The organism is Hymenobacter setariae (genome assembly GCF_007713685.1).
Lineage (GTDB): Bacteria > Bacteroidota > Bacteroidia > Cytophagales > Hymenobacteraceae > Hymenobacter > Hymenobacter setariae.
In genome coordinates this window covers 175,148-193,817 of record NZ_VMRJ01000008.1, presented here as the reverse complement: position 1 = coordinate 193,817, position 18,670 = coordinate 175,148, and the positions used below count along the sequence as shown (strand labels likewise).

Annotated in this window: 16 protein-coding genes; 11 read left to right on the top strand and 5 right to left on the bottom strand. The window is 63.2% G+C overall.

The window, feature by feature from the left end:
• Positions 1 to 97: 97 nt before the first annotated feature.
• From FNT36_RS24600 to FNT36_RS24585, 4 genes are all read right to left on the bottom strand, one after another.
• Positions 98 to 1,855 carry a hypothetical protein gene (locus FNT36_RS24600; protein WP_144853276.1) on the bottom strand — a complete coding sequence of 586 codons (1,758 nt, stop codon included), beginning with the start codon at positions 1,853 to 1,855 and terminating at the stop codon, positions 98 to 100.
• Positions 1,856 to 2,001: 146 nt separating this feature from the next.
• Positions 2,002 to 2,625 carry a helix-turn-helix domain-containing protein gene (locus FNT36_RS24595; protein ID WP_144853274.1) on the bottom strand — a complete coding sequence of 208 codons (624 nt, stop codon included), beginning with the start codon at positions 2,623 to 2,625 and terminating at the stop codon, positions 2,002 to 2,004.
• Between the two features lie 11 nt (positions 2,626 to 2,636).
• Positions 2,637 to 3,014 carry a cupredoxin domain-containing protein gene (locus tag FNT36_RS24590; protein WP_144853272.1) on the bottom strand — a complete coding sequence of 126 codons (378 nt, stop codon included), beginning with the start codon at positions 3,012 to 3,014 and terminating at the stop codon, positions 2,637 to 2,639.
• 16 nt (positions 3,015 to 3,030) lie between these two features.
• A complete protein-coding gene (locus tag FNT36_RS24585) occupies positions 3,031 to 5,298 on the bottom strand; it encodes a heavy metal translocating P-type ATPase (RefSeq protein ID WP_144853271.1) in 2,268 nt (755 codons plus the stop codon).
• Positions 5,299 to 5,505: 207 nt separating this feature from the next.
• Here FNT36_RS24585 and FNT36_RS24580 point away from each other — a divergent pair, with 207 nt between their 5' ends.
• Positions 5,506 to 7,218, top strand: a complete 1,713-nt coding sequence (locus FNT36_RS24580; RefSeq protein ID WP_144853269.1) for a DUF262 domain-containing protein — start codon at positions 5,506 to 5,508, stop codon at positions 7,216 to 7,218.
• Between the two features lie 91 nt (positions 7,219 to 7,309).
• Here the strand turns inward: FNT36_RS24580 and FNT36_RS24575 are convergent, their stop codons facing one another.
• Positions 7,310 to 8,152, bottom strand: a complete 843-nt coding sequence (locus FNT36_RS24575) for a hypothetical protein (protein WP_144853267.1) — start codon at positions 8,150 to 8,152, stop codon at positions 7,310 to 7,312.
• Positions 8,153 to 8,539: 387 nt separating this feature from the next.
• On the opposite strand from FNT36_RS24575, the gene FNT36_RS24570 reads away from it, so the two are divergent.
• The 10 genes from FNT36_RS24570 to FNT36_RS24530 all read left to right on the top strand — a co-directional run bounded on the left by FNT36_RS24570 (position 8,540) and on the right by FNT36_RS24530 (position 18,665).
• Positions 8,540 to 9,013: a hypothetical protein gene (locus FNT36_RS24570; protein WP_144853265.1), complete on the top strand. Its 474-nt coding sequence runs from the start codon at positions 8,540 to 8,542 to the stop codon at positions 9,011 to 9,013.
• 128 nt (positions 9,014 to 9,141) lie between these two features.
• Positions 9,142 to 9,273 (top strand): hypothetical protein, encoded by a 132-nt coding sequence (locus tag FNT36_RS25880; protein WP_262386163.1) that lies wholly within the window; start codon positions 9,142 to 9,144, stop codon positions 9,271 to 9,273.
• A gap of 47 nt (positions 9,274 to 9,320) precedes the next feature.
• The gene (locus FNT36_RS24565) at positions 9,321 to 10,268 is read left to right on the top strand and encodes a heavy metal-binding domain-containing protein (protein ID WP_233636207.1); all 948 of its coding nucleotides are present in this window, start codon (positions 9,321 to 9,323) and stop codon (positions 10,266 to 10,268) included.
• Between the two features lie 50 nt (positions 10,269 to 10,318).
• The gene (locus tag FNT36_RS24560; protein ID WP_144853261.1) at positions 10,319 to 11,140 is read left to right on the top strand and encodes a DUF305 domain-containing protein; all 822 of its coding nucleotides are present in this window, start codon (positions 10,319 to 10,321) and stop codon (positions 11,138 to 11,140) included.
• Positions 11,141 to 11,175: 35 nt separating this feature from the next.
• A complete protein-coding gene (locus FNT36_RS24555; RefSeq protein WP_144853259.1) occupies positions 11,176 to 11,697 on the top strand; it encodes a heavy metal-binding domain-containing protein in 522 nt (173 codons plus the stop codon).
• A gap of 92 nt (positions 11,698 to 11,789) precedes the next feature.
• A complete protein-coding gene (locus tag FNT36_RS24550) occupies positions 11,790 to 13,031 on the top strand; it encodes a TolC family protein (RefSeq protein ID WP_233636206.1) in 1,242 nt (413 codons plus the stop codon).
• Positions 13,031 to 13,642 (top strand): hypothetical protein, encoded by a 612-nt coding sequence (locus FNT36_RS24545; RefSeq protein WP_144853255.1) that lies wholly within the window; start codon positions 13,031 to 13,033, stop codon positions 13,640 to 13,642. The genes FNT36_RS24550 and FNT36_RS24545 overlap by 1 nt, the downstream gene beginning before the upstream one ends.
• The gene (locus tag FNT36_RS24540; protein WP_144853253.1) at positions 13,626 to 14,771 is read left to right on the top strand and encodes an efflux RND transporter periplasmic adaptor subunit; all 1,146 of its coding nucleotides are present in this window, start codon (positions 13,626 to 13,628) and stop codon (positions 14,769 to 14,771) included. The genes FNT36_RS24545 and FNT36_RS24540 overlap by 17 nt, the downstream gene beginning before the upstream one ends.
• 3 nt (positions 14,772 to 14,774) lie before the next feature.
• Positions 14,775 to 17,996, top strand: coding sequence for an efflux RND transporter permease subunit (locus tag FNT36_RS24535; RefSeq protein ID WP_144853251.1), 3,222 nt, complete (start codon positions 14,775 to 14,777; stop codon positions 17,994 to 17,996).
• A gap of 30 nt (positions 17,997 to 18,026) precedes the next feature.
• Entirely contained in the window at positions 18,027 to 18,665 is a 639-nt protein-coding gene (locus FNT36_RS24530; protein WP_144853249.1) for a class I SAM-dependent methyltransferase, read from the top strand.
• Positions 18,666 to 18,670 lie beyond the last annotated feature (5 nt).

Below are 18,670 nucleotides of genomic sequence, written 5' to 3'. Positions count from 1 at the left end.
AGGTATTATGAAGGCTTGATGAGCTTTCTTAACACTCAGGCCCGCCCCTTAGATTTTACACATCCGCGCAATTTCCTTGCATAATTTCCGGCTTCAGCTATTGCCCTGGCTGGTCGTCCGCATCGCGGTTGATGATGGGCAGAATCTGGTAGAGCATCTGCCTGGGGATGCCCAGCATATCGCGCTTTTCCGCGTAGTTCTCTAGGAACAAGGCAAAGGGGTGGATGCTCTGCATCTGCCGCTGCTCGTCCTCAGCCGCGCTCATGCCGTCCCAGGCTGGGGCCCGCAGGTAGGCCACGTATTCTTCCAGCATGTCTTCGAACACCAGCCGCCCATCCCGAAAATCCTCGTGGTAGGCCAGGAGCGTATCTGCGTCGATGATAATCAGCGGGCGCACGTTGTGCACCGGCAGCCCCTGCTGCGCTAGCTCGGCCAGCTCCTCCTGGAACCAGTCGTTGACGACCACGTTCAGGCCGGGCTGGTTGTAGAGTCGGTCGTGCACCACCAGCACCGGGTAGAGTAGCAGCTCGGCCGGGTCAAAGTCGGTATCGAAAGGCAGCTGGTGGCGCAGCAGGCGCGCCACGTTGCCCGCCAGCTGCTTCGCCGCCTTGGGGTGGTGGTGTTCATCTTCGTAAAACTTCTTCCTTACCTCGTCCAGGTAGGTGGCAAAGTCGTGGCCGGCCTTGGCATCCTTGTGCACCAGCACGTCCTTCGACTCGAACAGCACGGCCCGGTTATCGTGGCGGAAATAGTAGTCCGGCTCGGCCTGCCCTTTCAGCTGCCAGCCTTCGAAGATGGCCCGGCCGCTCAGCGCCAACCCTCGGCCCTTCAAGGTGGCATCGAGCAGCAGGTACATGAGGTACTGCTCCGAAAACAGGTCGCAGTACACCGAGCGCCAATCGGGCTCCCGCTGCCCCTTTGGTAGGGACCGGTTGGCCAGATTAAATTGAAAGTACAGTCCCTTGTGCAGGGCCTCCAGCACCAGCACCGGGTACACCAGCACGAACGTGCCAGGCGATTCCTCGCACAGCGGCGTTGCCCGTAAGCTGGTGAAGTCGGCCATGTCCAGCGGCTGCCCCTCGGGGAGCGTGAAGTGCCGCAGAAAGGCGCACGCCGACACGTAATCAGGCCTCACGGGCACCTCCACCGCGATTCGGCCAGCGGTTTGCGCCTGCGTGACGGGCTTGATTACGCCGCTTAGCTGGCGGAAGTATTCCTGCCAATTCTGGCAGTTGAACCGCTGCACAAAGGCTTGCAGCAGGGGCGCAAAGCGAGCCTCTGCCTCCAAAAACTCGAACAGCCGCACCGACTTTATCAGTTGCAGCATCGCAATGTGGTGCAGGCGGTGGTTGACCAGCTCGAAATCGGAGAACGTGCCGGCCAGCGCGGCAGCGGCCAGCGGCTGCGTCGGCAGCAGCTGGCGGGCCACGGTCATGGCCTGGTATTGCTCCCTGATGTAGGACTCATTCAGCACCAAGCAGGCCACAAACAGGCTGCATTCCAACTCGGGCTCGGTCTGCCTGGTCGGCTCATCGGGCAGCTCGAAGCACAGGCTGTAAAGCTGAAGTACCGTTTTCGGATGCAGGAAATTGAGCTTGGACTCGACGCGGCGCGCCAAAGCCTGCGTCTGCTGGTAGACCTGGCTGGCAAAAAGCGCATTATGCTGCGGCCCGAAAAACTGCTGCATGTCCGTCACGTAGTCCCGCTTGGTAGCCGGCGTATGGCTCAGATAGCCAAGCAGGTGCGAGACGCACTGCAAGCGGTCAAGCCGGTTAATGCCGCTCAGGTAGTCGGCAATAGGCTGCGCAGGCCCCTTAAATAAGTCATCAAATTCAACGAGAAGCTGTCGGTTCATAGGCTAAGGAAGAGCCGCCGGAGTTGGGGCCGTTGTTCTACCGACTAGAACACAAAAAAGCAGCAGCCCGTTAAACAAGGCGCTGCCTAGCTCCTGCCTATCATCTGACCATAAGCCACTTATATTGCCGTAGCACAACCGAGCCTTTAAATCAGCGAATCCAGGCTGCGCCGCGCCAGGCTGGCCGGTCCCAGCCGCTGAAACTCGGTCGGGGTGAGGCCCGTCACCTGCCGGAACTGCCGCGAGAGGTGCGCCGGGCTGCTGTAGCCCAGCTGCTGGGCGACTTCAGCAATAGGCAGCTCCCCGTAGCCAATCAGCTCCTTGGCCCGCTCTACCTTTTGGCGGATGATGAACTTCTCAATCGTGAGGCCTTCGGAAGCGGAGAACAAGTGGGAAAGAGAATGGTAGTCCTTGCCCAGGTGCTCGACCAGGTAATCCGAGTAGTTGAGCAGGCGCGGACCGGGCGGCGGGTAGTGAATCAGGGCCACCAGCAGCGTTTTGATGCGGTCCACCAACTGGTCGCGGGGGTCTTCCAGCAACTCGAAACCGGCTTCCTGCAAGCTGGCCCGGATGGCCGGCCAGTCGGGGGCCGTACCATCGGGCGTGGACACGTCGGCCTCGCCCAGCGCCACGCGGTGTACGCGCAGGCCCAGGGCCGCCATATCCTCGCCTACCACCCGGATGCACTGCGGGCACACCATGTTCTTAATCAGCAGCCGGTGCGAGTCGGGCGGCGGCAAAACGTGGGCAATGCTAACGTCGGCTTTCATGGGATGCGTCATTATTTCACGACCAAGCTACCCCGCAGCATGCCCATGCCGCAGGTGAACGGAAACGTACCGGCTTCTTGGGGCAGCAGCTCGACCAGCGTGGTTTTGAAGGCCGGCAGGTCGCGGCGGACGCTGAAATCGGGCATCAGCAGCTCCTCCGAGCAGCTATTTTCCTCGTCGCGGTAGAAGCTCAGCTGCACGGGCTGGCCGCGCTGCACCTCAATCACGTCGGGCGAATAGCCGCCCTTCACGGTAATAGCCACCTCCTGCACGCCACTGGAAGAGGAAACGGCGCTGGCCGTCTGGCGGGCCGAAAAGAAGAAGTACCAGAGCACGAACCCGGCGAGGGCCAGGCCGGCGACGGTCACGATGATAGCGGGCGTATCCATAACTAACAGGTAAAGACTAGTGGTTGTCGAACGCGCGCAGGCGCAACGAGTTGGTGAGCACCGATACCGAGCTGAGGGCCATGGCCCCGGCCGCGAGCATGGGCGAGAGCAGAATACCGAAGAAGGGGTAGAGCAGCCCGGCCGCCACGGGAATGCCCAGCGTGTTGTAGATGAAGGCGAAAAACAGGTTCTGCTTGATGGTGCGAATGGTTTGGCGGCTCAGCTCGATGGCTGTCACCACCCCATGCAGGTCCGAGCGCATGAGCGTAATGCCGGCCGCTTCCATCGCCACGTCGGTGCCCGAGCCGATGGCCAGCCCGATGTCGGCCTGGGCTAGCGCGGGCGCGTCGTTGATGCCGTCGCCCACCATGGCCACGGTGCGACCCTCGGCTTGCAGTGCCTTCACCTTGCCGGCTTTATCGGCGGGTAGCACTTCAGCAAAATAGCGCGTGATGCCCACCTGCCCGGCCACCTGGGCGGCCGTTTCGGTGTTATCACCCGTCATCATCACCACCTCAATGCCCAGCGCCTGGAGCTTTTTGATGGCGGCGGCCGACGTGTCGCGCACGGTATCGGCCACGCCCAGCAGCCCCACGGCCTGGCCGGCTACGGCGACGTACAGCACGGTTTTGGCCTGGGCCAGCAGCTGCTCGGCCTGGGTAATCACGGCAGGGGAGAGGCTTACGCTTTCATCGGCCAGCAGCCGGCGGTTGCCAATCAGCACGGCCTGGCCGTTCACGGTGGCGGCGGCCCCCTTGCCTTCCACGGCGCGGAAGCCGGTGGCGCTCAGACTGGCCCCGCCCTGGGCGTCGGCGTGGCGCACCACGGCCTCAGCCAGCGGGTGCTCGCTTTGGCGCTCCACGGCGGCCACCACTTGCAGCAGCTGGCTCGCCTCCTGGCCGGGCAGCGTCCAGAAGTCCGTCACGGCGGGCTCGCCGCGGGTGATGGTGCCGGTTTTATCCAGTAGAACGGTGTTGACTTTATAAGCCTTTTCCAAGGCTTCGGCATTGCGGATGAGCACGCCATGCTCCGCGCCCTTGCCCGTGCTCACCATGATGGCGGTGGGTGTGGCCAGCCCCAGCGCGCAGGGGCAGGCAATGATGAGCACGGCCACGAAGTTGACCACTGCCAGCGGCAGGCGGGCACCGGCCGGGGCCAAATCAAACCACAGCACGAAGGTGAGAATGGCAATGACCACGACCGTGGGCACGAAGATGGCGCTCACCTTATCAGCCAGCCGTTGAATGGGGGCGCGGCTGCCCTGGGCATCCTCCACCAGCTTCACAATCTGGGAGAGCATCGTATCAGCCCCTACTTTGGTGACGCGGAAGCGGAAGGAGCCAGTCTTGTTAAGCGTGGCTCCGAATACCGGGTCGCCCGCCTGCTTCTGCACCGGCAGGCTTTCGCCGGTAAGCATGGCCTCATCGAGCGAAGAGGAACCTTCGGTGATAAGGCCATCGGTAGCCACCTTCTCGCCGGGGCGCACCACTACTAGGTCGCCCAGCTGCACCTGCTCGATGGGCACATCGACTTCCGCCCCATCGGGCCGCACCACGCGGGCGGTTTTGGCTTGCAGGCCGATGAGGCTGCGCATGGCCGCCGAGGTCTGGGTTTTGGCCCGCAGCTCCAGCACCTTGCCCAGCAGAATCAGGGCAATGATGGTGGCCGTCGTGTCGTAGTACACCTCGGGCATCAGGCCCCGGCTGATGAAGAAGCCGGGCACGACGGTCGCGGCCAGGCTGTAGAGAAACGCCGCGCCGGTACCCACGGCAATGAGCGTATCCATGTTGGCGGCCCGGTGCTTGAAGCCGTTCCAGGCCGACACGTAAAACTCGCGCCCGCTGTAGAGCAGTACCGGTAGCGTGAGCAGCAGTAGCGCATAGTTGAGCCACTGCGTATTCACGCGCTGCATCATCGCCGGCCAGAGCATGAGCATACTCAGCGGCATGATGAGGACGGCCAAACCCACAGCAACGCCGAAGCGGCGCTTGAGTTTCTGGTAGGCTAGGGCCTTCTGGCGGTCAATTTCGGCGCTGCGCTCGGCGGCGCTGGTATCGGGGGCGCGCTCCGCCACGCCGTAGCCGGCGTTAATAACGGCTTCCTTGAGGGTAGCCGGGGAGGCCTGGGTAGGCAGATAGTCTACGGTGGCCTTTTCGGTGGCATAGTTGACCATCGCCCGCTGCACGCCCGGCGTGCGGCTGAGCGACTTCTCGACGAAGGACGCGCACGAGGCGCAGGTCATGCCTTCAATGTCGAGGGTTTCGGTTTTGGTGGCAGGTTCCATAAAAAGCGCTTTTTGAGCATATTAGCCAACTGGCGAAGACCCATAATCACGCTACAAAGGAACGGCTACCGAAACGCGAAGTTGGTACTAAATACCGCCGCAGAATTGCATAATTTGACGGTTATACCGTCCCCGCGCACCAGCCGGAGAACAGCCGGCTCTTTACCTTCACGCTTCACCCAAAACACCCTGCGCCCTGCCTAGCTAATGCTGAACCTTACCAAATTCGAGGACCTTTTTGCCAGCGATGATGCGACCTATGAAATCCCACAGTACCAGCGAGCCTACGCATGGGCTGACAAGCAGTTAGACCAACTGCTGACCGACCTGCGCGAGCAGCCGGCGGGCAAGGATTATTACCTGGGCCACTTTCTGCTGGAACGGCCAGACGTTACGAAGCGCCACTACTACGTCATCGATGGGCAGCAGCGGCTGACGACGGTGGCCATGTTTTTTAGCTGCCTGATTGGGGAGTTGGAAGGGCGGAAAGCCAACGGTGAAACGCTGGTCGATTTAGATGGCGGCTCGGTAGATATGTGGCGCTGGGAAGAGCGCTACTTGCTACGGCGAGGGCTGCGCCGATTCCGAACAGTGGCCGTAGACGACGATTTTTTCCGGCGGGCTTTTATCGAGCGGCAGCCTGATGCCGAGCCCGACCCGGGCCGGCAGTCGCAGAAGCGGCTTCTCAACGCCCGACAAGTATTTCAAAAAGCGTTGGCAGCGGAGCCCGAAACGGCCACCCTGTTGCGCTGGGCGCAGCTGCTGGCAACGGCCAGCGTCTCAGCTTTCGAGGAATCCGACAAGGTGCGGGCGACGCAGATTTTTGCTTTTCAGAACGACCGGGGGGCCAAGCTCACCACGCTCGAAAAGCTGAAGGCCTACCTGATGCACCGAGCCTATCTGGATGATGCCACGGCCCAGGCCTCCCATACGATTGACCACGTGGAGCGCATTTTCGCTGACATCTACACCCTCACCGAAGAAATTGACCTGGGCGAAGACACTGTACTGCGCTACCACAATATTGCCTTCGGAGCGAGTTGGGAAGATGCCTTTGAAAACTTTAAGGCAGGGCTGCGGGCTGCCGTGCCCGCCGCCAAATCTGCCTGGATTACCGATTACTGCAATAGCCTGCGGCAGTCATTCCTGACGGTGCGGGAAGTGACCCGGCAGGCGGCCGGGCATAGCCACGTCACCGGCCTGCTCTTTCTGCGCGGCGAAGACAACTGGCCCCTCATTCTGAAAATTCAGCGGCAGCACGGGCGCGACCAGGGGCTGTGTGAGCGCCTGTACCGGCTCATGGAAATCGTGAGTTTCAAGCTCGAATTCTCGACCGGCGACTACCGCACCCACGAGTTTCACAGCCTGGCCAAGCACTACCAGGGCAAACCCGACGAGCTAAGCCAGACACTGCGCGAGCAGGCGCAGAATGGCTTCCGGTGGTGGTGGACCTTCACGCAGAATTTTCACGACCGGCTCGACGGCGACCATCACTACGACCGGGTGACCCGCTACCTCCTGTGGCAGTATGAGAACTGGCTGCGACGCAGCTCACCCAACAGCATGCCGGTTTCAGGGGCCGACTTTCTCAACGTGTGGCAGGTAGCGCGCTGGGAGGGCACCCTGGACCACATCACGCCGCAGCATCCCCACGACACTATGTACCCAGAAGAGTTCAGCAAGACGCGCCTGCACAACTTAGGTAATCTGGCACTGCTCATGCTCGGCCCCAATGCCAGCAAGCAGAACAAGCTGCCGCAGCACTGCATTCCCATTTTCGCCAACTCAACCTACCTGGCCGACCGAGAAATCGCGAACGTCTTGCAAGCGGCAGGCCAGTGGGAGGAGCCGCAGATTCTGGCCCGCAAACAGCGCATCGTAGACTTCGCCAAAGCCTACTGGGCAGTACCGACCAATTAGTCGCTACCCCTTTCACAAAGCGGCCGGGGCTGGGCAGCGGGGCGATTGCCCTGCTGCCCAGCCCCGGCCTGCGGTGCTTCGGGCGCGCCGGTTACGGAGCGACCACTCGGCTCTGCCGGGTCTTAATCGTCGCGGATGCCGGGATGCCTAAACTGAAGGCTTGGCGCATGAACTCCAATAGCACCGCCGTGCGCGTAACCAGCAGGTGACGCCGGCGGCCACGGCCACTCTTCACTTCCTCGGTGATGATGCCCGCCAGCTTTTTCTCCTGGGCCGGGTCGCGCAGCAGGTAGTTGCCGGTATCCCACACGCCGCCGCCGCTGACGCCTTCCAACTCCGGGGTTTTGTGAGGGTCGGGGTTGGTAGCAGACACTACCAGGCCCGTAGCGTTGAGCACGAGATGAGCGGCGCGTTGTAGGCTTTTGCTAGCAAGGTTGAAGTCGGTTGCCTCCGGCGCTTGCAGAAAATAGGGCTTCGGATGCACCCCGCCGCCATAGACCCTGGTCTTGGTGGCCGGATAGCCCACCAGCAGGTAGTTGCCGGTAAGGCTTTCCAGCTTCAGGGTCAGGTCATCCAACGTCAGGAATCGGTAGGCCTGCTGCAACTCCGCTATTTGCGGCGCGTCGCTCAGCTCCAGCACGGCCAGGTCATTGACGACGGTGCCCGTGGAGCACCACCGGCCGGCCAGCTTCACTTCGTAGCTCCCCAGCACCACGTAGGTGTTGGCGGTAGCACCCTTCATGACGTGGGCGGCCGTGGCCACGAAGTAGCGGCTCTCAACGGTCAGCAGCACGCCGCTGCCGAGCGCCTCAAACTGGTCGTCGGCGTTGTACCAGTAGAACTGGATGGTTGATTGCAGTATCGCATCGGTAGCGATACCAAGTCTTTGGGCTTTCTCTTGTAAAAGCCCCAGCATTTTTGGCGTAGTTGCCATAGGTAAAAGGGGTAAAAATAAAGTTATTGATTGGGGCACCAAGAATCAGGTCCTAATAACCCCGCTCACCAATGAATACGAAATCCACCCCACCGCTTGGAAAAAGGCCAAAATTTATTTTCGAAGCCATGCGGTATTATCAGGCAGTTACCAGCGACGCGCTTATAAAATCACGCTACATACTTGCATAATTTTGCACTGAGCCCTTACCCGACGCTTGGCGGCTGCTTCAGCAAAACGCCCTAGGGCACTCACGGAGGCCTTTTTACCTCTGCATCTCCACAAGCTGGACCTAGCTGCCGGAACCCTTTCGCGGCTTCGCGGGTAAGAAAGCAGCCCATTTCCTCTCGGGAGAAAACCTAATTTTGCGGCTGCTTAGCGCCCGTTATGTTCCGTAGCCTGTACCCCTTCCGCCGTTTGCTGGCGACGAGCTTCCTGCTCGTCTTCGTCAACGTGTTCGTGGGGCAGTGCTGGTGCGCGACGGTAAATCCTACCTTGCTGGCACCGCCGATGGCGGCCATGGGCCACCATGAAGCCCAGAAGCCGGCGCACCCCGGCTGCCACGGGCACGGCGCGGTAGCCGAGCACCAGGCCAAGCACGATGGCCACCCGGCCAAGTCGCCTCGCAGCCACGACTGCTGCAAGGACAAGTCGGCTTCGCTGCTCTCGTCGCTGACGACGCCCGCTCAAAAGCACCTGCTTATCCCTGCCCCGGCCGTGCTGCCGGCGGCAATCGAGTTTCATTTTCGGCCCCTGGCTGGCAAGTGGGACCGCACGGCCACGGTTGCCCTAGTTCCCCCCCGGCACCTCAAGCCCAAAATACCCGATATCCGCATTTTCATTCAGTCGCTGACTGTCTGATTCTTCCGACGCGCTAAGGCTCGCGCCGGCATAGCTACGCTATGTCCGGGGCGGGCTTTTTCGTTTGCTCGTCCGCGTGGCTAGGCCGCGCCCCCTCCCCCCATTTTCCTGGTTTTTCCTCCCCCGCAATGAAGAGTTGCTGTCAGGAGGCCGGCGCGCCGCCCCCCCGTGGGCCGGGCCGTCGCTGGCTGTCCTACCTGCTCTACGCCGGGCTGGCTGCCGCGCTGGGCTTCGTGCTCTGGCAGCAGTGGCAGGCGTAGGCTCCTGGTCCATTCAGGCCAGTATCTCCCATCCCATCCCCGTTTTCATGACCCGCTTTTTTGTTCCGCTGCTGGCCGCTGCCAGCGCTTTCACCGTTGCCGGCTGCTCCTCCGAATCGTCCAGCAGCAGCGCCACCAACACCGTTACCACGCCCACCGGCACCGCGCCCGACAGCACCGCCGCCCACGCCGGGGGCCACACCTATGCCTGCCCCATGCACCCGGAGGTGACCAGTACCAAGCCCGGCGAGAAGTGCCCCAAGTGCGGCATGGAGCTGGTGCACAACGACCAGGTAAGCAACGGCAAAAGCTACCAGATGAAGTTCGAGCCCCAGCCCATGCAGCTGGTGGCCGGCCAGCCGGCGACGCTCACCTACACCCCGCAGGAACTCGGCAATGAAAAGGCCCCGGTACCGCTGGCCGTGGTGCACGAGAAGAAAATCCACCTCATCATCGTGCGCAAGGACCTCTCGGTGTTCGACCACGAGCACCCCGAGTTCACGGCCGCTGGCAACTACAAGGCCGCGTTCACCTTCCCCAAGGGCGGCGACTACGTGCTGTTTCAGGACTACACGCCCGCTGGCAGCGGCCACCAGCTCGGCCGCCAAGTGGTGAGCGTGCAGGGCCCCAAGTACACGCCCGTCAAGTTCAGCAAAGACCAGATGCAGTGGAGCCAGGACGGCTACCAGGCCACCCTCTCCTTTGACAAGGCGCTGAAGGTGGGCCAGCTGCTGGGCATGAAAATCACGCTCAGCCAGAACGGCCAGCCCGTGACCGACCTCGACAAGTACCTCGGGGCGCTGGGCCACGTCGTGGTCATCAGCGAAGACACCGAGCGCTATCTGCACGTGCACCCCAACGACCAGGCCGACAAGGGCCCCGTCATCGGCTTCAATACCAACTTCGAAAAGCCTGGCCTCTACCGCGTGTTCCTGCAATTCAACCACGGCGGGCAGATTCACACCGGCAATTTCACCATCAACGTGCAGGCCTAACCGGCATCGTCACCCCCCCTTTTTTCACCTCCAACTCTTACCCAAACCCCATGAACAAGTCCGCTTTTTTCCTCGCCGCCCTGTGCTCGGGCACCCTGCTGCTGGGCAGCTGCAACGCTGACAAATCAGCTGATACCACGGCCACCGAAACAAGTTCGGCCAAGGCCGATACCGCTGCTGCCGCTGGCGATATGGCCGGCATGGACCACTCCAAAATGGCGGATGGCGCGGCCGGCACCTCGCCCCTGATGGCGTCCATGAACGACATGATGGCCAAGATGAATGCCATGAAGATGAAGGGCAACACCGACCACGACTTTGCCCACATGATGCTGGAGCACCACAAGGGGGCGGTGGCCATGGCCGACATCGAGCTGCGCGACGGCAAGGACGCCACCATGCGCCAGATGGCCGAAAAAATCAAGGCCGACCAGCAGAAGGAAATCGGCGAGATGGAGCCCATCGCCGAGCGCCTGGACTCGGCCCCGACCAACTACAAGCCCCAGGACCCGGCCGACCCCTTCACTGCCCAGATGAAGGCCTCGATGGATGGCATGATGAAAAACATGCCCCAGCTGGTGGCCGACCCGGACATGAACTTCAACATGATGATGACGGTGCACCACCAGAGCGCCGTGGACATGGCCAAAGCCGAGCTGGCCCACGGTAAGGATACCAAGCTCAAGGAGATGGCCAAAATGATGATTGATGCCCAGCAGAAGGAAATCCAGCAGTTCAAGGACTGGCACACCAAGAACGAGGGCAAAATGAAGACGAACGCAGCCGCCTACGTGTGCCCGATGAACGACGGCGGCCAGGGCGACGCGCCCGGCAAGTGCCCGAAGTGCGGCATGGACCTGAAAAAGGCTTAATCCTGCTCCTACCCCCTCTAGCTCAGCCCTTCCCAATGCTTCGCACCTTCCTCGCCGCGCTGGCCCTGCTGGCCGCCGCGCCCCTTGCCCACGCCCAGCACGCTGAGATGGCGGCGGGTGAAACCCACGCCCACGTCGCCCCCCACGGCGGCGTGGTGCGCTCGGCCAGCCCCTACCACCTCGAACTGGTCGCCCAGCCCACCGAGCTGGCTTTCTACCTGCTTGGAGCCAAGATGAGCGCCGTGCCCAACAAGGGCATGAGTGGCTCGGTGCTGGTGCAGCTGACTACCAACGCGACCGTAACCGTGCCGCTCGCCCCGGCCGGTGAGGACCACCTCACGGCTAAGCTGCCCGCCGGGGCCAAGGTGCGCACGGCCATCGTGACGCTGAACACGGCGGACGGCAAAGCCCTGACCGTGCGCTTCGACAAACTGGACGAGGCCCATTCCCACAAGACGGTGGGCGCGGCCTTCGCCTGCCCCATGCACCCGGCAGTAGCCGCCACCGAGCCCGGCAAATGCCCGCAGTGCGGCATGGCGCTGGTCAAGAAATCCTAGCTGCTGGTGGTCCGCGTTCGGGCCGCCCCTGTGTACCGCTCCCCTCCGCTGGCCGCTGCCGGCGGAGGGGACAAGCGGCCTAACCAATGCTTATGAATCACCTTCCCATTTTCCATCGCCTGCCCGGGCTCTTGCTGCTGCTGTTGTTGCTGGCGGCCGGGCCGGCGGGCGCGCAGCAGGTCGTGGTGCGCCTGGATAGCGCCGAGCAGCAGGCCCTGCGCCGGCACCCGCGCCTGCGCCAGTCGGCGCAGGAAATCGCGGAGCAGCGCGCCCTGAAGCGCGGCAGCTTTTCGCCCACCAACCCAGACTTTCTGTTTTCCGCGCCCACGGGCGAGCGGTGGGCGCCGGGCGTGGTGCAAACCATCGACTTCCCCACCGTGTACCGCCGGCAGGCGCAGGCCGCGCAGGCCGGCATCACCCTGGCCGAGCGGGGCCTCGACGTGAACCGGGCCACCGTGCGCCGCGATGTGCGCCAGGCCTTTTTGAGCCTGCAATTTGCGGAAGCCCAGGTGCGCCAGCTTACCTACCAGGACAGCCTGTTTCAGACGCTGCAAGTGGCCACCGACCGCCTGTTTAAGGCCGGCGAGGTAACGGCCTTGCAGCGGGTGAGCACCGAGGCCGAAGCCCGGCAGGTGCGCAACCAGCTCGACCAGGCCGTGGTAGACCAGCGCTCGGCCCAGCGGCGGCTGGGGCTCTTAGTAGGAGCGCCCGAGGCCAACCTGACGGCCGACACCGACCTGCGCCAGACCGGCCCCGAGCTGGCCCGCGCTGGTGCGGAGCTGCTGGGCACGCTGCCCACCCAGGACAGCGCCGCCGTGGCCCTGAGCCCCACCCTGGCCTACTACGGCCAGAGCGTGGCCCTGAGCCAGTCGGGCATCAGCCTGGTGCGCGCCCGGCGCACCCCGGCCCTGACGGTAGGCTACCAGAACCAGGCTTACGGCGACTCGCCCACCCGGTACCGCTTCCAGTTTGGCGCGTCGATACCCATCTGGTTCTGGACCTACCGCGCCCAGCTGCAAGCGGCCACGGCGCGCAGCAAGGCCGCCCAGGCCCAGCTGCAAGTGCAGCGCCTCGACCTGGGCACCCAGTACCAGCAAGCCCTGGCCGACACGCGCAAGTTTGCCGCATCGCTCACCTACTACGAGCAGACGGGCCTGCCCCAGTCGCGGGCCATCATCAGCCAGTCGCAGCGCCTGTTCAAGGCCGGCGAAATCAGCTACCTGGTGCTGATTCAGAGCCTCAACCAGGCCTTTACCATTCAGAATACCTACCTGACGACCATCCGCGACTACCGTCAGGCCATCGTGGCACTTAACTACCTGCGGGGACAATAATGAAGAACCTTCTCCTGCTTTTGCTGGCCCTGCTGCTGGCCACCGGAGCCCGCGCCCACGGCGGCGAAGACCACGGCGACGCGGCCAAGCCCTCGGCCGGGGCGGTGGCTACCACGTTTTCGGTGGCCGCGCTCTCCGAGAGCTTTGAGCTGCTGCTGCGCTTCGAGCCCCTGACCAAGGGCAAAGACGCGGACATGCGCCTTTTCATTTCGGACTACGCCACCAACGCGCCCATCAAGGGGGCTAAGCTGACCGTGACCTGCCCGGAAGCGGCCGACCTGAAGTTTGCCGTCAGCGAAAAGTCGCCGGGGGCCTACCTGGTCGAGGGCGTGTTTCCGGCCAATAAGAAATACAGCCTGGCCGTGAACATCGTGGCCGGCGACAAGGCCGATTTGATGCTGCTCTCGGGCATCGAGGTCGGCAAGCTGCTGCCCGTGGCGGCGGCCCCGGCCGCCTCGGCTCCCGCCCTCATCAGCTCCTGGAAAACCGTGCTGCTCCTCTTCGGAGCCTTCGCGCTGGGCATCGCCGCCACCGCTTTGGTTATGCGCCGCCGTCGCCCAGTAGCGGCCGTCCCCACTTCAACGCCCGCTGTTTATGAAAACCACGCATAAGTTTCTCGCCGCCACGGCCGCCCTCAGCCTATCCTTTTCCGTGCTGCTGCCCCCGCCCGCCGCGCTGTGGGCCCACGGCGGCGAAGACCACGGCGGAGCCGCACCGGCTTCGACCGGTGTGGCCCTGACCGATGCCGTAGCTCTGCCCAAGGAAAGCCAGTTCCTGTTTGGGGTGCGCACGGCCCTGGCCGGCTACTCCGACACCTACAACCGCCTCACGCTCTACGGTACCGTATCGGCGGCGGCGGGCGGTGAGGGCCGGGTAGTAGTGCCCCAGACCGGGCGCATCGTGAGTCTGGCGGCCAAAGTGGGCCAAGTGGTGCGCGCCGGGCAGGCCCTGGCCGTCATCGACCAGACGCTCGACGCCACCCAGCAGATTGGCCTCAGCACCGAGCGGGCCAACGCCCAGGCCGAGCTGCGCGCCGCCCAGCAGGACTACGCCCGCCTGCAAACCATCGCCGACATCGCCGCCCGCAAGGACGTAGTGGCCGCCGAGCTGCGCCTACGCCAGGCCCGTCAGAACGCCGGCATTCTCAACGGGCAGGCCCGCACCCGCCGCGTCACGATTACCTCGCCCATCAGCGGCACGGTGGACGTGTTTACCCTCGCCGTGGGCCAGCAGGTGAGCCAGGGCGACGAGCTATTCCGGGTGCTCAACCCCGGCAAGCTGCGGGTCGAAGCCCAGGTGTTCGCCCAGGATTTGGACAAGATTCCGGCCGGGGCCCAGTTTCAGGTCGAAGGCCTGCAGGGGCAGACCGGCAGCGCCCCGGCCCGGCTGGTGGTATTCAGCAACGTGGTGAACCCGGTGAACCAGGCCCGCCAATTAGTACTTGAACTCGACAACACGGGCACCAACCTGTTCCGCGCCGGTCAGGCCGTGAACGTGCAGGTGCTGGGCCGCAGCGGCGGCAAGAAGCAGCTGGTCATTCCTACCTCGGCCCTGACCGATTTGAATGGCAAGCCGGTGGTCTTCGTGCACACCGACCCCGAAACCTTTAAAATCCACTACGTGCAGCCGGGTTCGGCCAACGGCGAGCAGACGGTGCTGCTGGGTGGCGACGTGAACGAGAACGACCGGGTGGTGAGCGTGGGCACCTACCAGCTCAAATCCATCTACCTCAACCAATAGCGGATGCTCGATAAAATCATTCGTTTTGCCCTGCAAAACCGCCTGCTCATGCTGGCCTTTGCCGTGGGCCTGCTCATCGCCGGCACCTACACGGCGCGCCAGCTGCCCGTGGACGTGCTGCCCGACCTGGACCGACCCCGCGTGACCGTGTTCCTGGAGGCCGCCGGCATGGCCCCCGAAGAAGTAGAGGCCCTGGTGACGCTGCCCGTGGAAACGGCCCTGAACGGGGCCACCGGCGTGGCGGCCGTGCGCTCCAACTCGGCCATCGGCCTGGGCATGGTATTCGTGGAGTTCGACTACGGTACCGACATCTTCACCGCCCGCCAGATTGTGGCCGAAAAGCTGCAAACCGTCAGCGGGCAGCTGCCCACCGGCATCACGCCCGTGCTGGGGCCAATTTCCTCGGTCATGGGCCAGATAATGCTGGTGGGCCTCTCGGGGGGCAGCCAGACCAACGCGGCCGACCTGCGCACGCTGGCCAATTACACCGTGCGCCAGCGCCTGCTCAGCATTCCCGGCGTGGCGCAGGTCATTCCCATCGGCGGTGATAACCTACAGTACCAGGTGCTGCTGGACATGCCCCGGCTGAACGCCACGGGCCTGACGGTGACGCAGGTAGAGGAGGCGCTGCGCCGCTCCAACCTCAACACCACCGGCAACTTCTTCGACCGCAACGGCTCGGAGGTACTCATTCGCAACCTGGGCCGCCTGCGCTCGGTGGCTGACATCGAGAACATCATCGTCGGCTACCGCGAGGGCTCGCCCATCAGCGTCAAGCAGGTAGCCAACGTGGCCTTCGGGGCCCGCTTCAAGCGCGGCGACGGTAGCGTAAACGGCAAGCCCGCCGTCATTCTGAGCATCGAAAAGCAGCCCGGCACCGCCACCGTGGGCCTGACCCAGGCCGTGGAAAAAGCACTGGTCGAGTTGAAGCCCTCGCTGCCCAAGGATGTGCAGGTGAACACCCGCCTGTTCAAGCAGGCCGACTTCATCGAGTCGTCGATTACCAACGTCGAAGAGGCCCTGCGCGACGGGGCCATCCTGGTGGTCATCGTGCTGTTTGCCTTTCTGCTGAACGTGCGTACCACCTTTATTTCGCTGGTGGCCATCCCACTATCGCTACTGGTCACGGCGCTGGTGTTCCGCTTCGCGGGCATTTCCATCAATACTATGACCCTAGGGGGGCTAGCCATCGCCATCGGCGAGCTGGTCGATGACGCCATTGTGGACGTGGAAAACGTGTTCCGGCGACTGCGTGAAAATCAGCATTTGCCCAACCCTAGGCCAGCCTTACAGGTGATTTACGCGGCCTCCTCGGAAGTGCGTAATTCTATCGTGTACGCCACCATCATCGTGGTGCTGGTGTTCCTACCGCTGTTCGCGCTCGAAGGCATGGAGGGGCGCATTTTCGCGCCGCTGGGCATCGCCTACATCACCAGCATCGTGGCCTCGCTGTTCGTGTCGCTCACCGTGACGCCGGTACTGTGCTACTACCTGCTGCCCCAGATGAAGCAGATTCGGGCCGCCGAGCAGGAGGGTGGCCTCGTGCGCTGGCTCAAGCGCAAGGACACGGGCCTGCTCAACTGGGGCCTGACCCACCCGAAAGTAGTGCTCACGGTCACCGGGCTGCTGTTTGCGCTGGCGGCCTCGCTGGTGCCCTTCTTCGGCACTGAGTTTCTGCCGCCCTTCAACGAGGGCTCGCTCACGGTCAATTTCTCAGCCCCGGCCGGCACCTCGCTCACCGAGTCCAATAAGCTGAGCACCCTGGGAGAGGAGCAGATTTTGCAGCTGCCGGAAGTGGCCTACACGGCCCGCCGCACCGGCCGCGCCGAGCTGGACGAGCACGCTGAGTCGGTGAACAACTCCGAAATCGAGGTGGCCTTCAAAACGGAGGCTGAGTTGAAACAAGTGGGAAAAAAGATGCGCAGCCGGGAGGAAATCCTCTCCGACCTGCGCCAGCGCCTGGCCCTGATTACGGGCGTTAACGTCAATATCGGCCAGCCCATCAGCCACCGCCTCGACCACCTGCTGAGCGGCGTGCGGGCGCAGGTAGCGATTAAAGTATTTGGTAACGATTTGCTGGAATTGCGCCGCTACGCCAACGAAATCCGCACGGCCGCCGGCGCGGTGCCTGGTGTAGTAGACCTGCAGGTCGAAAAGCAGGTCCAGATTCCGCAGCTGCTGGTGCGTCCCCGCGACGCCGCCCTGCGGGCCTACGGTCTGGAGCGCGGCCAGGTGGTGGCCACGCTGGAAACGCTGTTTCAGGGCGACGTGGTGTCGCAGATGCTCGACGGCCAGAAGCGCTTCGACCTCATCGTAAAGCTGCCCGAAGCCCAGCGCAACGACATCGCCACCATCGCCCAGACCCGCATCGAAACGCCCTCGGGGGCCCTGATTCCGGTAAGTCAGGTCGCTGACGTGAGCTACGAGCCCGGCCCAAACACCGTCAACCACGAAAACACCCAGCGCCGCATTACCATCTCGATGAACGTGGCCGGGCGCGACCTGGGCAGTACGGTGAAGGAAGTACAGGCCCGCATCAACCAGCAGGTGAAGCTGCCGGCGGGCTACTACTTGACCTACGGCGGGCAGTTCGAAAGCCAGCAGTCGGCCTCGCAGAAGATACTTTGGCTGAGCCTATTCTCGCTGGCCGGCATCTTCCTGGTGCTGTACGCGCACTTCAAGTCGGGGCTGCTGGTGGGCCAGATTATGCTCAACATTCCGCTGGCCCTCATCGGCTCGGTGGTGGCGGTCCTGCTCACGGGCGGCACGTTCAGCATTGCCTCGCTGGTGGGCTTCATCACGCTCACCGGCATTGCCTCGCGCAACGGCATCATGATGATTTCGCACTACATCCACCTCGTGGAGCACGAAGGGGAGCAGTTCAGCAAGGAGATGATTATCCGGGGCTCGCTCGAACGGCTGGTGCCGGTGCTGATGACGGCCCTGGTGGCGGCCCTAGCCCTGGTGCCGCTCACGCTGGCCAAAGACGCGCCGGGCAAGGAAATCCTCTACCCGGTGGCCACCGTCATCCTCGGCGGCCTGCTCAGCTCCACTTTCCTCGACATCGTGGTGACGCCGGTCGTGTTCTGGCTTTTCGGCGCTAGGGCCCTGGCCCAGTACCAGCGCGGCCACCACGAGGTCAGCCTCGAGGCCCACCCGCCGGAGCTGGATGCCCAGCCCCTGACGCCGCCCGCCGACCTGAGCCCAGTAGGCCGGACTTATTAAGCTATTAGCCAACCCTTCACGCTCACTACTATGTCCACGTCGAATGCGCAGCAGCACTGGGAAACGGTGTATGCCACTAAACAGCCCGACCAGGTTAGCTGGACCCAACCCGTGCCGGCTATCTCGTTGGAATTCATTCACTCGTTCCCACTTGACAAGCAGGCCCGGATTATTGACGTGGGCGGTGGCGACAGTTGCTTGGTGGACTTTTTAGTAGCGGAGGGCTACCAGAATATTACCGTGCTGGACATCTCAGCCACGGCCCTGGCCAAAGCGCGCCGACGCCTAGGGGCCCGCGCCCAGCAGGTAACGTGGGTGGTATCGGATGTGCTGGCCTTTACCCCCAGCGTGCCGTTCGATGTGTGGCACGACCGGGCGACGTTCCATTTTCTGACGACGGCCGACCAAATCGCCCGTTACCTCTCCCTGGCTCAGGCGGCTATCCGGCCGAATGGCTACCTGACCATTGGCACTTTCTCGACGGCGGGCCCCACGAAGTGCAGCGGCCTGGAGGTGCACCAATACGACGAGCAGGAGCTGGCAGCGACGCTAGCACGCGGATTTACGAAAATCCGATGCCGGACCGAGGACCATGTTACGCCTTTTGAAACGACCCAAAACTTCCTTTTCTGCTCCTTCCGGCGGCTTGTATCGCGCCTGGCAGCTTAGCCCAT